We start from the raw sequence: 16,071 nt of genomic DNA, 5'->3' as shown, positions 1-16,071 counted from the left end.
TTTGAGGGCGATCGGCGAAAGCCGGTCGCCTTATTCGTTTCCGTCCACCTCACGCAGGCGGTAGCCGACGCCGGTCTCGGTGATGATGTAGCGTGGCTGGTCCGGGGTCTTCTCGATCTTCTGGCGCAGCTGGCGCACATAGACCCTGAGATACTGGACATCGGTCGAGTCGTTCCAGATCTGCTTCATCAGGAACTGGTGCGTCAGCACCTTGCCGGCATACTGCACGAGCATGCGCAGGATGTCGTATTCCTTGGGCGACAGTTTCACTTCCTTGCCCTCGACCTTGACGATGCGCTTGACCAGGTCGACGGAGAGGTCACCGGTATGGAATACCGGCTTCTCACCCTGCTGCTGGAATTTGTGGCGCAGCGCCACGCGGATGCGCGCGATCAGCTCGTTCATGCCGAAAGGCTTGGTCACGTAGTCGTCGGCGCCGAGCTCTAGCGCCGAGACGATACCGGCCTCGTCGGTGCGGCTGGACAGGATGACGACCGGAACGTCGAGGCCGTCGGCGCGCCATTTGCCGAGCAGCTCGAGGCCGGTCATGCCGGGCAGGCCGAGATCGAGCAGGATAAGGTCGGGCCGTTCGATCTGCATGAGTTCGATAGCCGCCTTGGCGTTCGGCGCCTCGGAGACCGTGTAGCCCTGGCTGCCGAGGCCGACGCGCAGCAATTTGCGGATCGGCGGTTCGTCGTCGACGACCAATAAGGAAACGGTCTGATTTGTCATGCCGCATCGTCCGTAAGGGGCGTGCCCAGCGCTGGCAACTCAGCCGGCACCGGCATGCGGATGGTGAAGATCGCGCCCGGACGATCGGTGCGGTTGGCGGCCGCGATCGTGCCACCCATCGCCTCGATGAAGCCACGGCTGATCGAAAGGCCGAGACCCGTGCCGGCGCGCACCTGGTCGCGCTTGCGCACGCGGTAGAAGGTGTCGAATATCCGTTCCAGATCATCCGGCGGGATGCCCGGTCCCTCGTCCATCACCTGCAGGATGACGGCGCCATTGTCGACCCAGGCCTGCAGCCGGATGGCCGAGCCGGGCGAGGCGTATTTGGCGGCATTGTCGAGGAGGTTGAACAATGCCTGCTCGAACAGAACCGGATCAAGCCGCAGCATCGGCAGGTCGGCCGGAATGTCGGTCTCTATTCTGTGCTCGGCGGTGATCTTCTGCGCCCGGTTCAGCGCCGATCCGACGACGTCGCCGACATAGTGGAATGCGTGGTTCGGCTCCATCGCGCCCGACTCGATCCTGGTCATGTCGAGCAGATTGGCGATGAAGCGGTTCAGCCGTTCCGCCTCGCTGACGACGGTCGATAGAAGCTCATCGCGATCCTTCTCGGGCAGCGCCGGCGCGAATTCCTTCAGCGTGCCGGCCGCGCCCAGGATCGCGGCAAGCGGCGTCTTGAGGTCATGCGAGATCGAGGTGAGCAGCGCCGAGCGCAACCGGTCCGCTTCGGCGGCCAGCCTGGCGCGGTCGACATCGGCGACGAGCTGGACGCGCTCGATGGCGACCGCTGCCTGGTCGGCCAGGGCGTCGAGCAGCCGCTGCTGCTCGGGCGTCAGCAGCGGCCCTTGCTTGTCGTTGTCGAGGCCGACCACGCCGATCGCGGTCCGCCCCGTCCGCAAGGGGAGGTAGAGACGTTTTGCGCCCGGCAAGGTGTCGGCGCCGCGGCCGGCGGCGCGGTTGTGCTCCCAGGCCCAGCGGGCCGCCGCGATGTCGGCCTCGGCCAGCGTGTCGTCGGGCGGATAGCCGGCCTTCACGGTGATCGTGCCGTTTTCGGGCAGCAGCAGCACCACGCGGACTTTCAGCATCGAAGCGATCTGGAAGGCGGTGGCCCACAACACGTCGTCGAGCGTGCCGGCGCCCGCGAGCTTTTTCGAGAAGGAATAGATATCCTCCGTTGCGCGTGCGCGCGAACGCGCGGCGACCGCCTGGCGCTGCACGCGCGCGGTCAGATTGCTGGCGATGACGGCGACAACGAGGAAGACGCAGAATGCGACGATGCTCTCTGGATCTCTGATCGTCAGCGTGTAACGCGGCGGAAGGAAAAAGAAGTTGAAGGCAAGGGCACTGACGAGACAGGCGTACAGCGCCGGCCAGAGTCCTGAGGTCACGGCCGATGTCAGCACCGCCAGTAGAAAGACGATCGCTAGATTGCGAACGTCGAGAAACTGATCGAGAACCGTGCTGACCGCCAACGAACCTGTGACATAGGCGGTGGCAAGCAGGTAAGGCCAGACATCAAACGGCCTCTGTTCCGTCGCCGTGCCGACCCTCCTTGACGGCGCCTCTTTATTTCGCTCGGTTCCCGAAATGACGTGAACGCTGATGTCGCCGGCATTGCGGATTAGATCATAGGTGAGCGAGCCCTCGATCAGTTCCCGCCAGCGTGAGCGGGTCGGCCTGCCGATGACGATATGGGTGAAGTTGTTCGCCGTCGCGTGGTGCACGATGTCCTGGGCGACGTTCTGGCCGGGGATGGTCGTCACCTCGGCGCCGAGCTGCTCGGCAAGGCGCAGGTTCATCGCCAGGCGGTCCTTGTCGTCCTCGGATAGGCCTGCCAGGCGTGGCGTGTCGATATGCAGCGCCGTCCAGGGCGCGCGCAGCCGGTCGGCGAGCCGGCGCGCATAGCGGATGCGGGCCGCTCCGCCAGGTTGCGAGTCGACGCAGACGAGAACCCGCTCGCCGGCGGCCCAAGGCCCCGGAATGGCGTGCGACTGCATGTGGTTGAGCAGTTGCTCGTCGACGCGCTGGGCCGTGCGGCGCAAGGCCAGCTCGCGCAGCGCCGTCAGATTGCCCGGCGAAAAGTAATTCTCGATCGCGCGCTGCGCGGTGTTGGGGAAATAGACCTTGCCGTCCTGCAGCCGTTTGATCAGGTCGTCGGGAGTGAGGTCGATGATCTCGATGTCGTCGGCCTCGTCGAGGATGGAATCGGGAACCGTCTCGCGCACCCGGACGCGCGTGATCTGGGCGACGACGTCGTTCAGGCTTTCGACATGCTGGATGTTGAGCGTGGTGTAGACGTCGATGCCTTGCGCAAGGATCTCCTGCACATCGAGATAGCGTTTGGGATGCCGGCTACCGGGCGCGTTGGTGTGGGCAAGCTCGTCGACCAGGACCAGCGCAGGGCGCCGCTTCAGGATGGCGTCGATGTCCATCTCGTCGAGGGTTTGGCCGCGATACTCGACCAGGCGGCGCGGGATCACCTCATAGCCGTCGACCAGGGCCTGGGTTTCCTTGCGGCCGTGCGTCTCGACGATGCCGATCACGACATCGGTGCCGTCGGCGCGGCGGGCGCGGCCCGCCATCAGCATCTCGTAGGTCTTGCCGACGCCGGGCGCGGCGCCGAGAAATATGCGCAGACGGCCACGGCCCTCGCGCTCGGCATGCTCGAGGAGCGCGTCGGGGGAGGGTCGGTTCTTCGGGTCGGTCCTGTCGTCCGGCATCAGGTCCAATCATGAATTGCGCCGGGGATCGTGTCGATCCCCGGCGCGGGCGGGATTACTTCAGCTCGTCCAGCGCCAGGTTCAGCGCAAGCACGTTGACCACCGGCTCGCCGAGGATGCCGAGCTCGCGATCCTCGACATGGCTGTCGACGAGCGCCTTCACCTTGGCCTCGTCCACACCGCGGGCCTTGGCGACGCGCGGCACCTGGAAATAGGCGGCCTCCGGGCTGATGTCGGGATCGAGGCCGCTGCCCGAGGTGGTGACGAGGTTCATCGGCACCGGCTGGTTCGGGTTCTCGGCCTTCAGCTTCCCGGCGTCACCCTTGATGCGCTCGATGAGCTTGGGATTTGTCGGGCCGAGATTCGAGCCGCCTGAGGAGGCGGCGTTGTAGCCGTCGCCGGCTGCCGACGGCCGGCCATGGAAATAGCGGTCGCCGGCGAAAGCCTGGCCGATCAGGCTGGAGCCGATGACCTTGCCATCTTTCTGGATGAGGCTGCCATTGGCCTGGGCCGGAAACAGCGCCTGGGCGATGCCGGTCATGCCGATCGGATAGATGAGGCCGGTCAGCACCGTGAAGAAGACGATCATGACAAAAGCGGGTCTGAGTTGCTTGAACATCAGGGTCAATCCTTATGCGAGGCCGAGGGCCGTGACGATCAGGTCGATCGCCTTGATGCCGACGAACGGCACGACGATGCCGCCGAGGCCGTAGACCAGCAGGTTGCGGGTGAGCAGCGAGCCGGCGCCGATGGCGCGGTATTTCACGCCCTTCAGCGACAGCGGGATCAGCGCGATGATGATCAGCGCGTTGAAGATGATGGCCGACAAGATTGCGCTTTGCGGCGTCGCCAGATGCATGATGTTGAGCGCCTGCAGCGGACCGGTGGACTGGCCGGGCGCGACGTAGAAGACCGCGAACATCGCGGGGATGATGGCGAAGTACTTGGCCACGTCGTTGGCGATCGAGAAGGTCGTCAGCGAGCCGCGCGTCATCAGCAGCGCCTTGCCGATCTCGACGATCTCGATCAGCTTGGTCGGGTCGCTGTCGAGGTCGACCATGTTGCCGGCCTCGCGCGCGGCGACGGTGCCGGTGTTCATGGCGACGCCGACATCGGCCTGGGCGAGCGCAGGCGCGTCGTTGGTGCCGTCGCCACACATGGCGACCAGCTTGCCCTTGGCCTGTTCCTCGCGGATCAGCGACAGCTTGTTCTCGGGCGTGGCCTGGGCGAGGAAGTCGTCGACGCCGGCTTCGGCGGCGATGGCCGCGGCGGTGAGCGGGTTGTCGCCGGTGATCATCACTGTGCGGATGCCCATCTTGCGCAGCTCCGCGAAACGCTCGGCTATGCCGCCCTTGACGATGTCCTTGAGGTGGACGACGCCGAGCAGGCGGCCGTCGCGCTCGACGGCGAGCGGCGTGCCGCCGGCCTTGGCGATCTCGGCGGCGATGGCCTGCAGATCGCGGATGGTGTCGCTGGTCGGACGGGTTCCGTGAGCGGCCGTCGTCGCCTGGCTGACATGGGCGAGCACCGCGTCGACGGCGCCCTTGCGCACGGACGAGCCGTCGATGTCGACGCCGCTCATGCGGGTCTGCGCGGTGAAGGGTACGAAAGCCGCATGCAGCGTGGCCATGTCGCGGGCACGGATACCGTATTTCTCCTTGGCCAGCACGACGATGGAGCGGCCTTCCGGCGTCTCGTCGGCCAAAGAGGCGAGCTGTGCCGCATCAGCCAATTCCTGCTCGGTGACGCCCTTGACCGGACGGAACTCGGTTGCCTGGCGGTTGCCGAGCGTAATGGTGCCGGTCTTGTCGAGGAGAAGCGTGTCGACGTCGCCGGCGGCCTCGACGGCGCGGCCGGACATGGCAAGCACGTTGAAGCGCACGAGACGATCCATGCCGGCGATGCCGATGGCCGACAGCAGCGCGCCGATCGTGGTCGGGATCAGCGTGACGAAGAGCGCAACGAGGATCGTCACCGGGATATAGCCGCCGGAATAGGAAGCGAAGCTCGGAATGGTCGCGGTGGCCAGCACGAAGATCAACGTCATGCCGACAAGCAGGATGTTGAGCGCGATCTCGTTCGGTGTCTTCTGGCGCTCGGCGCCCTCAACCAGCGAGATCATGCGGTCGAGGAAGGTGTGGCCGGATGCGGCTGAGATGCGCACGCGGATCCAGTCCGACAGAACCTGGGTGCCGCCGGTGACGGCGGAGCGGTCGCCGCCGGATTCGCGGATGACGGGCGCGGATTCGCCGGTGATCGCGGCTTCGTTGACGGAGGCCACGCCTTCGATCACCTCGCCGTCGGACGGGATGATGTCGCCGGCCTCGACCAGCACGACATCGCCGACCTTCAGGCTGGTGCCGGGGACCAGCTTGAATTTGGTGCGGTCGCCGTTGACGAGCAGCTTGGCCTGGGTCTCGGTGCGCGCCTTGCGCAGCGAGTCGGCCTGCGCCTTGCCACGGCCCTCGGCTACGGCCTCGGCGAAATTGGCGAACAGCACGGTGAACCACAGCCAGATGATGATCTGCAAGGTGAAACCGAGATCGCCGCTGCCGGTGACCAGGTCGCGGATGAAAAGCACTGTGGTGAGCAGCGAGACGACCGCAACGACGAACATCACCGGATTCCTGACCAGCGTGCGCGGATCAAGCTTGCGGAAGGCGCCGCCGATGGCGGGCACCAGGATGCGGGCATCCATAATGCTCGCGGATTTGGACTGGCTCATTTTCGGGCTCCGGTATCGGTTATGTTGGACGGCGCCGGGTGTTCGGTCTTCGGGAACAGGTGCGGAAGGCCGGTGGCCAGCAGCCACAGCACGAACAGCACGGCCGCCATGCCGAGAAAGGTTGAAAGCGTCGGAAAAGGACGAGGCTTCTCGTCCCTTCCGTTGTCGGGGGCTCCGTCACCGGTCTGGGGACGGTCATCCCGACGTATCTGGTTGAACCAGGGCATGGTCATCTCAGAAGGTCTGTCCGTGGATCATCGCCAGATGCTCGACGATCGGACCGACGGCGAGCGACGGAAAGAAGGTGAGGCCGCCGACGATGACGATGACGCCGACCAGGAGGCCGACGAACAGCGTGCCGTCGGTCGGGAAGGTGCCGGCGGAGGCGGGCACGGTCTTCTTGGCGGCCAGCGAGCCGGCGATGGCCAAAGCCGGGATGATGACCAGGAAACGGCCCATCAGCATGCCGATAGCACCCGTGAGGTTGAACCAGGGCGTGTTGCCGGTGAGGCCGGCAAAGGCGGAGCCGTTATTGGCAGCCGACGACGTGTAGGCATAGAGGACCTCGGAGAAGCCGTGCGGGCCGCCATTGGCCATCGAGGCCACCGCGCTCGGCAGGACCACGGCGATTGCCGTGAAGATGAGCATCGCCAGCGGCAGGCACAGAATGGCCAGCATCGCCATCTTGACCTCCTTGGCTTCGATCTTCTTGCCGAGATATTCCGGCGTGCGGCCGACCATGAGGCCGGCGACGAAGACGGCGACGACGACGAACATCAGGATGCCGTAGAAGCCGGCGCCGACGCCGCCGACGATGACCTCGCCGAGCTGCATGTTGATGATCGGGATCATGCCGCCAAGCGCGGTAAACGAGTCATGCATGGCATTGACCGCGCCGCAGGAGGCGGAGGTGGTAATGACCGCGAACAGTGTCGACAGGGCGATGCCGAAGCGCGTCTCCTTGCCTTCCATGTTGCCGCCGTCGATGCCCAGCGCGTGAACCAGCGGGTTGCCGGCAGCCTCGGCCCAGTAGCAGACGATGACGCCGGCGATGAACAGCACGCCCATGGAGGCCAGGATCGCCCAACCCTGGCGCTCGCTGCCGACCATGCGGCCGAAGACGTTGGTGAGGCCAGCGCCCAGCACGAAGATCGTCAGCATCTGGATCAGGTTGGAGATCGCGTCCGGATTCTCGAACGGATGCGCGGCATTGGCGTTGAAGAAGCCGCCGCCATTGGTACCGAGCATCTTGATGGCGACCTGCGATGCGACCGGTCCGAGCGCGATGGTCTGCTTGGCGCCTTCCAGCGTGGTGGCATCGACATACGGACCAAGCGTCTGCGGGATGCCCAGCCAAACATAGACCAGCGTCAGCACGATACACATAGGCAGGAGCAGGTAGAGCGTGCAGCGGGTCAGATCGACCCAAAAATTGCCGATCGACTTGCCGGAGGCGCGGGCGAAGCCGCGGATCAAGGCAACCGCAATGGCGATGCCGGTGGCGGCCGAGACGAAGTTCTGGACGGTGAGGCCGGCCATCTGCACGAGATAGGACATCGTGCTTTCGCCGCCGTAGTTCTGCCAGTTGGTGTTGGTGACGAAGCTGGCGGCGGTGTTGAAGGCTAGCTCAGGGTCGACCGCGCTCATGCCGGCCGGATTGTAGGGCAGAACGCCCTGCAGCCGCTGCAGCGCGTAAAGGACCAGCAGGCCGACGAGGTTGAAGAGCAGCATGCCCGTCGCATAGACGGCCCAGTGCTGTTCTTCCCTGTCGCTTGTGCCGGCCAGGCGATAGAGGCCACGCTCGATGGGGACGAGCACCGGCGACAGCAAGGTACGATCACCGCTGAAGACGCGGTACATGTAGCCGCCGAGCGGCTTCACGAGCAAAAGCAGGATCCCGCAATAGATGATGATCTGTATCCAGCCATTTATAGTCATGATGGGCTCTCCGGGTACCGATCAAAAGCGCTCTGGGCGGATGAGCGCGTAGGTGAGGTAGGCAAGCAGGAACAAGGTCACCGCGCCGCCGAGGATGTAGTCGAAAAGCATGGAAGGGCCCTTTCTCAGATTCTGTCGCAGGCTTTGACGTAGGCTAAGGACAGGGCGAAGAATAAAATCCCGATCCCGAGAACGATGAGGTCCATTGCAGGTGTTCCTTGTTTTCCACTTGTGTTTTTCTTGCCTGATGCCGGCGAGATAAAACTGCACGCGGACGCACGTCACCTTTGGCGGCGACGGCGATCAAAGCGCTTTTCGAAGGGAAATATGGACCCGATCGCCATAAAGGTTCGAGACGGAGCGGGTGGGAAAGATATAGGAATTTTATAGGGGTTTTGGCTGGCCCGGCCCGCCAGCTCCGGTTGGCTAAAGCAGGTCGCGTGAAAAAGGATTCACGCAACCTGCTTTAAGTCTTTGATCTTAAGCATGTCTTTGTCCCGAAACCGGGACCACTTTCGGGAGACATGCTTTAATGTGCGTTGGCAGATCCCATGCCTTGGCGATTGACCGAGACGCCTATCGCGATCGTCATCCACGGGCGGAGCAAGGAGCGTAGCGACGCGCGCAGACCCGAGGATCCATGCCGTGACTTGGAAGCGCCGCGGCGGTCCAGAAATTCTGCACCCTTGCACCCTTCGGTCCAGGTAACGGAATGGATTCCAGGGTCTGCGCGCGTCGCTACGCTCCTTGCTCCGCCCTGGAATGACGAGGTCCAGGAGCCTTCAGCTCATCGCCAGCGTTTGCGCCGACTACCCCCAACGGACGTTGATAACCTTGCCCGACAAGGTGATCGCCTACAGCGCCGGCCCCCGATCCTTCCACGGCATTGTGTCTTCCAGCTGCATGGAAAGCGCGAGCACCGTCGCCTCGTCGCCGTAATGGCCGACGAGCTGCACGCCGATCGGCACCCCACCGGCCGACTGCCCGAGCGGCAGCGAGATTGCCGGCAGGCCGGAGATGTTGAAGGGGAAGTTGAAGACCGCGTCGCTCCATTTGGCGTTGTAGCGATCGAGATCGGTTTCCGACATGTCGTAATAGCCGAGCGGGCGCGGCAACTGCGTCAGCGTCGGGGTAATGAAGATGTCATAGGGGTTGAGGTCGCCGACGATGTCGCGGCCGATCAGCCTCAACTGCTCGACATCGGAAATATGCTTGATTCCGCTGGTCGCGCGGCCGCGCTGGATGATCGCCCAGGTCAACGGTTCGACATCGTTCGGCGTGACCGGCCGGCCGACCAGCGTTTCGAGGAAGCCGAAAGTGGCGGCCGTCTGCACGTTGGTCATGTCGGTGTAGGTTTTCCACGCGGCATCGGCGTCGAGCGGCATGTCGTGTTCCTCGACATCATGGCCGAGGCGCTCGAGCGCGGCGACCGTGGAGAGCACGGTCGCCTTGACGTTAGGATCGATCGCCGTGCCGTTAGGCGGCGTGACGGTAAAGCCGATGCGCAGTTTTTTGGGCGCCCGAGCGGAGAGGCCGAGCCAGCTGTCCGCCGGCACCGGCGGCGTGTAGGCGTCGCCGGGCAGGGCGCCGGCCACCGCGTCGAGATAGGCGGCGGTGTCGCGCACGGTGCGTGAGCAGCAGAGGAAATAGGCGCCGCCATACCAATAATCGCCGAAGGGCGCCAGGCTGACGCGGCCGCGCGATGGCTTCAGGCCGACAATGCCGCAGCAGGAAGCCGGCACGCGGATCGAGCCGGCGCCGTCGCTGGCCTCGGCGATCGGCACCATGCCCGAGGCGATCGCGGCCGCGGCGCCGCCGCTCGAGCCGCCCGGCGTGATGCCTTCCTTCCACGGGTTCTTCGTCGTGCCGTAGAGTTTTGGCTCGGTGGTGATCGACCAGCCATTCTCCGGCGCGTTGGATTTGCCAACGAGGATAAGGCCCGCCGCCTTGATGCGGCGCACGACCTCGCTGTCGGAATCGGCGACGAAATCCTTGAGATAGCGGCAGGAATTGGTGAGGGGCGCGCCGGTCCAGGACGAAGCGAGCTCCTTGAGCAGATAGGGGACGCCGGCGAAGGGCGCATCCCTGTCTACCGTCGTGGCCTGGGCGCGTGCCATGTCATAGAGGCGATGGATGACGGCATTGAGTTGTGGGTTGAGGCGTTCGATCGTGGTGATCGCAGCTTCGACAAGCTCGGCCGGGGAAACCTCGCCGCGCTTCACCAGTCCGGCGAGTGCCAGCGCGTCGGACTGGGTGTAGGTTTCGAGCAAGCTCTTCGAGACCGCGGCCATGTGTTCCTCCCGTTAGGTTCTCGCTGAAGGCTAAGGATGGCTTGGCGGACTCACCCTCACCCAGCCTCCGCTTCGCTCGGCTGACCTCTCCCCGGTGGGGAGAGGAGATTGTCGGCGCCGGCGCCAATCTCTTCTCCCCACCGGGGAGAAGGTGGCCGCGAAGCGGCCGGATGAGGGGGCGTGGCGCTCCCTTGACCGAGAACCCTCAGGCCAGCTCGACAGTGCGCTTTTCCGCGATGCTCTGCTCGGCCGCCAGCACGATGCGCAGGCTGTTGACCGCGGCATCCATCTGCTCGGTCAAATCGAGGTCCTCGCGGATGGCGCGCAAGAAGAAGGCCTGCTCGCGGTCGCAAAGCTCCTGATGTCCAGGCTCGTCCTCCATGCTGACGATCTCGTCGGGCTTGGAGAAGTTCTTGTCGCCATCGACCTGCGCGTAATGGATCTTCAGCGCGTCGGTCTTGGTGTGGCGGTCGATGTCGGCGGAATCGGAGACCTCCTCGGTATCCTTGGCACCGCCTGCCTGTTGGCCGGCGACGATCGAGACGGCGCCCTTGGGGCCTACCACGTCCTTCACGAAATAGGCCGTCTCGCTCATCATCGGGCCCCAGCCCGCTTCGTACCAGCCGACCGAGCCGTCATCGAAGGTGACGTGCAAATGGCCGTAATTCTGCTTGTCGGCCTCGGCCCAGAGTTTTGCGCCGATGCCGTGCACGCGCACCGGCTTGGCGCCGGTCAGCTGGCACATGACGTCGACATAGTGCACGCCGCAATCGACGATCGGGATCAGCGAGTCGATCAGGTTCTTGTGCCAATGCCAGGCGGTGCCGCTGCTCTGCTGGTTGAGGTTGAGGCGCATCACCAAAGGCTTGCCGAGCGTCTTGCCGACCTCGATGAATTTGATCCAGGACGGGTGGACGCGCAGGATGTAGCCCAGCACCAGCTTGCGGTTCTTCGCCCGCGCCGCGGCCACCACCTTCTCGGCATCCGCGATGTTGGTGGCCAAGGGCTTTTCCATGAACACGTGGCAGTTGGCGGCGATCGCCTTCAGCGCGTATTCGGCATGCGTGTTCGGCCAGCTGTTGATCGAGACCGCGTCCGGCCTGGTCTCCTTCAGCGCCAGGTCGAAGTCCTCATAGAGCGGGTAGCCGGCAAGCTCTTTCGGGATCTTCTTGTTGCTCTTGATGGTCCGGCTCATGATGCCGACGATCTCGAAACCGTCGGAGCGGTGATAGGCGCTGGCATGCGAAGCGCCCATATTGCCCAGACCAACCACCAGAACACTTACCTTGTCGGCCATGTCAGCCTCCCCATGCTCTTCGGAAAGATGATGCGGGCGGCGCGATGCGCCACCCTACGCGATTGCGTCTGCTCACTTCACCGCCGAGTCGAACAGGTGCGCCTTGATCTTGTCGACGTCGAGCGCGGCAAAGCCCTCCGACAGTTTTGCGCCGTCGGCATCGGCCTTGACCTTGGCCTTGTCGAAGTCGTTGGCGGCCGGGATGAGGTCGTTGGTGCAGACGTCCTCGGCCTTCACCGGCGCGGTGATCTGGCCGATCTTGAGGATCTCGTCGAAGAAGCCCTGCCAGCTCGCCATGTCGTGCGAGCCCCAGCCGCCGCGCTTGTCCATGTCGCCGCGGAACACGTTGATCTGCTGCAGGATCGAGGTGGTGCCAAGCTCCGGCCCGAGGTTCTTGGCCAAGGTCGGGAACTGCTCGAACACCGCTTCGACCGCGGCGCGCGGGTTCTGGTAGCCGAATTCGAGGCCCATCGCCCAGCCGCGCAGGTATTTCTCCAGGAAGGCCTTCTTGTCGGCGTCCTCGAGGTCGGCGGCGCGCACGACGAAAGTGTTGGCCGGCAGCTTGGAATTCTTGACGCCCAGCCAGTATTCGAAGTCGAGTCCCTTGGCGATCCATTCGGCGCGCAGCCCCTCCCAGGACAGCGCCGCGTCGCCCTGGCCGCCGGCGAGCGCCGTGCCCCAGGTCGGCCAGCCGGCCTCGACATATTTCACCTTCTTGATGTCGACGCCCTGGGCGGCAAGCAGTGGATCGACGATCGCCTGCCAGGCGGCGGAGCCGAGCAGGATGGTCTTGCCTTCGAGGTTCTTGAGGTTGTTGGTGCCCTGGCCCTTGCGGAAGGCGAGGCTGAAGGTGTCGCGCGCGCCCATATGGAAGACGGACTTCAGCTTCATGCCGTTCTGGATGGCGAAAGAGAAGACGCCGGGCGAGGGGAAGCCCATGTCGGCCTGGCCGACATCAACGAACTTCACCGTCGCCGTACCATCCGACGGGCCCGGCTGCATGTCGGTGTTAAGGTCGCCGAAATAGCCCGCCTTCTTGGCCGACCAATAGGGATAGTCGTCCAACACTTCGAGCGTGCCGCGCGGGGAGATCCAGGTAAACTTCTCATAGCCCGCCGCCCTGGCCTTCAGGCCGGACGCTCCGAGCGCGGTGGCGGTCACGACGCCTGCCGCCGTCACCTGCAGGAAGTAGCGGCGGCTGATGCCGGCCGGAACGTTGGAATGGATCGGATTGTCGTTGGTCATGGCACTCCCCTTTTGTTGATTGCTTGCCTTCGCCCGCCTCCCGGGCGACTTCATCCTTTCGCGCTCACGTCTCCCAGCTCGCCCATTTCTTGCCGATCAGGAAGAAGAGCACGTAGATCAGGATGCCGAGCGTCGACAGGATCAGCACCACCGCGAAGAATTGCGGCATCTGGATCATCGACGAATAGGAGGTGAGCCGGTTGCCGAGGCCGAAGCCGCCGCCGACCATCTCGGCGCCGACGGCGGTGAGCAGGCCGAAGATCGCGCCGATCATCAGGCCGACCAGGATCATCGGCAGCGCCATCGGCGCACGGATCTTCCAGAAGATCTGCAAGGTGCTGGCGCCATAGGAACGGGCCAAAGCGATCTTGGCGCTGTCGACGCGGCGGAAGCCGGTCGCGGCATTGATCATCACCATCGGGCCGGCGGCCAGGGCCACGGCGATGATGCGCGGCGTGTAGCCGAAGCCGAAGCGCAGGATGAGCAGTGGCACCAGCGCCAGCATCGGCGTGGTGACGAGGATCAGGATATACGGCGCGACGATCTTTTCGGCGAAGGGGAACTGGGTGATCACCGCCGCCATCACCAGGCCGACGATGGCGCCGATGGCGAAGCCTGAGACGAGCTCGACCAGCGTATAGCCGAGATGCGGCGCGATCAGCGGGAACTCGTCGAACAAGGCATAGGCGATCGAGCTCGGCGGCGGCATGATGTATTGCGGCACGTGGAAGATGCGCAGCGCCAGCTCGATGCCGCCGATGATCACCACCGCGACGGCGAGGATCGCCGCCACCTCGGCGCCGGACTTGATGCCGGGGCCGCTGGCGAAGGCCGAAAGATTGGTCAGGCTGACGTCCTGCCCATCTCCCGATTTGGCCTTCGAGAATTCCGGAATGGCGTCACCTCCGCTCACGGCCTGATCCTCACGATTTCGGCCGACGGCCGCTCCGGTGCGATCGGCCGGACGCGCTCGCCGACAATGTCCATCTTGATCTTGTTGGTGAGGTCGAAGACTTCCTTCGTCGCCATGATCTCCAGCGATCGCGGCCGCGGAAACGGCACGTCGTAGACCTTGGCGACGCGCCCGGGCCTTGTCGTCAGCACCACCACGCGGTCGGAGAGGAAGATCGCCTCCTCGATGCTGTGGGTGATGAAGACGATGGTGGTCTGGGTGTCGAGCCAGATCTCCTCGACGAGGCGGTTCATCTCCTCGCGGGTGAAGCTGTCGAGCGCGCCGAAGGGCTCGTCCATCAAGAGCACCGAAGGTTTCAGCGCCAGCGCGCGCACGATCGCGGCGCGCTGCTGCATGCCGCCGGAAAGCTCGCGCGGGAACTTGCCGCCGAAGCCATCGAGCCCGACGCGATTGAGCAGATGCGCGATCCAGGCGCGGTCGGGTTTCTCGCCCTTGATCTCGAAGGGGAAGTTGATGTTGGCGTCGAGATTGCGCCAGGGCAAAAGGTTCGCCTCCTGGAAGACGATGCCGATCTCGGGGCGCGGGCCGGTGACCTCCTTGCCGTCGAGCAGGATCGCGCCCGCGGTCAGGCGATGCAGGCCCGACATCGACCACAACAGCGTGGTCTTGCCGCAACCGGAGGGGCCGACGATCGAGACGATCTCGTTGGGCTGAATATCCAGGCTGCAGCGGTCCAGCGCCAGAAGATCGCCGGAGGCCGTTTGATAGACCTTGGTCGCTGCCTGCACGCCGAGCTTCGGCGTTCTTGCGCTTGCCGTACTCATGCTCCCCCTCGGAGACTGCGCGATGTGTTGCCGAGGCCCCATCTGTCCGCAAAATCAGTCTGTAACTATCCTACTTTACTGTCAAGCGGCGGCGAAGAACGGAAGCAATCAGCTTCAATCAGTCTTTATTTAAGTGTATGATTTATCGATCTTTTATGATCGCTTGCGATATGTGTTACTTTCCTACATACTCGCTTCGGTTGATTGCCTATGGCCAGCGGGCGGATAATCGCGAAGATGATAGGTCCCGAAGCGGGCTGGGGAGGACTGGCCAATGACCGAAGCTGACAGCCAGACGTTGCGAACGACCGACGAGGACGGCGACCGACACGACCATGTCCGGCGCTTTCCCGATATCATCTCGCAGGTGAAGGACAGCTATGCGGAACTGCGGCCGGCCGAGCGCCGCGTCGCCGATGTCGTGCTCGACGATGTCAAATATGCAGTCGGCGCTTCCAACGCCGCGCTTGCCCAGCGCGCAGGGGTCAGCGAGCCGACGGTCACCCGCTTCTGCCGCGCCATCGGCTGCGACGGCGTGCGCGATTTCAAGCTGAAGCTGGCGCAGAGCCTCGTCGTCGGCGCGCTCTATCTGAGCACCAAACCACAACCCGCGAACAGCGACAGCGGCATGCCGTTCTGGAACGCGGTGTTCGGCGAGGCGCGGCGCGCGCTGCAGGAGGCGGAGCGGCAGATCGATCCGGGACAGCTGCAGAAGGCGGCGGAACTGATCGCCAAGGCGCGGCAGGTGACGGTGTTCGGCCTCGGCGGCAGCTCGTCGGCGCTGGCGCAAGAGACACAATACCGCCTGTTCCGCTACGGCATCACGATCAGCGCGCAATGCGATCCGTATCTGATGCGCATGACTGCCTCGACGCTGAAGCCTGGCGACCTGGTGATCGCGATTTCGGCAACCGGCCGTACCCGGGAAGTGATCGAAGCGGTGGAGCTCGCCAAGCATTACCGCGCCAACGCGATCTGCGTGACGGCGCCCGACACCGAGCTGACGCGCGTCTGCGACGTGCGGCTGACGATGGCTGTTCCCGAATATCCCGACACGTTGAAGCCGACGGCGTCGCGCTATGCTTTCCTGGCGGCCATCGACCTTCTGGCGGTGGCGACCGCCTACAGGATCGACGGCCCGGCGCGCGAGACGGTGCGCCGGATCAAATACAACGCCCAGATCCATCGGACGGGTAAGGAGATGGAGCCGCTGGGAGATTAGCGACTATCCCTTCTCCCCTTGCGGGAGAAGGTGGCCTCGCGAAGCGAGGTCGGATGAGGGGTGTTCCAGGGAAAGCCGGCGTCTCACTCCGCTGGAGCACCCCTCATCCGTCTCGGCGCTGACGCGCCGATCCACCTTCTCCCACAAGGGGAGAAGGGGAGGAC

Annotated in this window: 13 protein-coding genes; 1 reads left to right on the top strand and 12 read right to left on the bottom strand. The window is 64.4% G+C overall.

From position 1 onward, the window contains the following. Window positions 1-30: 30 nt before the first annotated feature. The 12 genes from AC0YKC_RS15255 to AC0YKC_RS15200 form a co-directional block, all read right to left on the bottom strand. Window positions 31-732, bottom strand: a complete 702-nt coding sequence (locus AC0YKC_RS15255) for a response regulator transcription factor (RefSeq protein ID WP_488511631.1) — start codon at window positions 730-732, stop codon at window positions 31-33. Next, window positions 729-3,452, bottom strand: a complete 2,724-nt coding sequence (locus AC0YKC_RS15250; RefSeq protein WP_488511630.1) for a DUF4118 domain-containing protein — start codon at window positions 3,450-3,452, stop codon at window positions 729-731. The genes AC0YKC_RS15255 and AC0YKC_RS15250 overlap by 4 nt, the downstream gene beginning before the upstream one ends. A 55-nt stretch (window positions 3,453-3,507) precedes the next feature. Next, entirely contained in the window at window positions 3,508-4,071 is a 564-nt protein-coding gene (gene kdpC, locus AC0YKC_RS15245) for a potassium-transporting ATPase subunit KdpC (protein WP_488511629.1), read from the bottom strand. Window positions 4,072-4,083: 12 nt separating this feature from the next. Beyond that, the gene (kdpB, locus tag AC0YKC_RS15240) at window positions 4,084-6,177 is read right to left on the bottom strand and encodes a potassium-transporting ATPase subunit KdpB (protein WP_320296856.1); all 2,094 of its coding nucleotides are present in this window, start codon (window positions 6,175-6,177) and stop codon (window positions 4,084-4,086) included. Continuing rightward, window positions 6,174-6,404 carry a hypothetical protein gene (locus AC0YKC_RS15235; RefSeq protein WP_488511628.1) on the bottom strand — a complete coding sequence of 77 codons (231 nt, stop codon included), beginning with the start codon at window positions 6,402-6,404 and terminating at the stop codon, window positions 6,174-6,176. Before AC0YKC_RS15235 ends, kdpB begins: the two co-directional genes overlap by 4 nt. 7 nt (window positions 6,405-6,411) lie before the next feature. Further along, entirely contained in the window at window positions 6,412-8,115 is a 1,704-nt protein-coding gene (gene kdpA / locus AC0YKC_RS15230) for a potassium-transporting ATPase subunit KdpA (RefSeq protein ID WP_488511627.1), read from the bottom strand. A 21-nt stretch (window positions 8,116-8,136) separates the two neighbouring features. Further along, the gene (locus AC0YKC_RS15225; RefSeq protein WP_036257910.1) at window positions 8,137-8,226 is read right to left on the bottom strand and encodes a K(+)-transporting ATPase subunit F; all 90 of its coding nucleotides are present in this window, start codon (window positions 8,224-8,226) and stop codon (window positions 8,137-8,139) included. A gap of 743 nt (window positions 8,227-8,969) precedes the next feature. Continuing rightward, the gene (locus AC0YKC_RS15220) at window positions 8,970-10,406 is read right to left on the bottom strand and encodes an amidase (RefSeq protein WP_488511626.1); all 1,437 of its coding nucleotides are present in this window, start codon (window positions 10,404-10,406) and stop codon (window positions 8,970-8,972) included. Window positions 10,407-10,611: 205 nt separating this feature from the next. Then, window positions 10,612-11,703, bottom strand: coding sequence for a Gfo/Idh/MocA family protein (locus tag AC0YKC_RS15215; protein ID WP_488511625.1), 1,092 nt, complete (start codon window positions 11,701-11,703; stop codon window positions 10,612-10,614). A gap of 72 nt (window positions 11,704-11,775) precedes the next feature. Next, window positions 11,776-12,948 carry an ABC transporter substrate-binding protein gene (locus AC0YKC_RS15210; RefSeq protein WP_488511624.1) on the bottom strand — a complete coding sequence of 391 codons (1,173 nt, stop codon included), beginning with the start codon at window positions 12,946-12,948 and terminating at the stop codon, window positions 11,776-11,778. Window positions 12,949-13,012: 64 nt separating this feature from the next. After that, complete coding sequence (locus AC0YKC_RS15205) at window positions 13,013-13,861, bottom strand: ABC transporter permease (RefSeq protein ID WP_320296850.1); 849 nt, start codon at window positions 13,859-13,861, stop codon at window positions 13,013-13,015. Beyond that, on the bottom strand, window positions 13,858-14,685 hold the full coding sequence (locus tag AC0YKC_RS15200; protein ID WP_488511623.1) for an ABC transporter ATP-binding protein: 828 nt from the start codon (window positions 14,683-14,685) through the stop codon (window positions 13,858-13,860). Before AC0YKC_RS15200 ends, AC0YKC_RS15205 begins: the two co-directional genes overlap by 4 nt. A 274-nt stretch (window positions 14,686-14,959) precedes the next feature. On the opposite strand from AC0YKC_RS15200, the gene AC0YKC_RS15195 reads away from it, so the two are divergent. After that, on the top strand, window positions 14,960-15,907 hold the full coding sequence (locus tag AC0YKC_RS15195) for a MurR/RpiR family transcriptional regulator (RefSeq protein ID WP_320296848.1): 948 nt from the start codon (window positions 14,960-14,962) through the stop codon (window positions 15,905-15,907). Window positions 15,908-16,071: the final 164 nt, after the last annotated feature.

This window comes from Mesorhizobium sp. CNPSo 4661 (assembly GCF_057784215.1).
The sequence above is the reverse complement of the archived record's forward strand: the minus strand, read 5'-3'. Positions and strand labels throughout refer to the sequence as shown.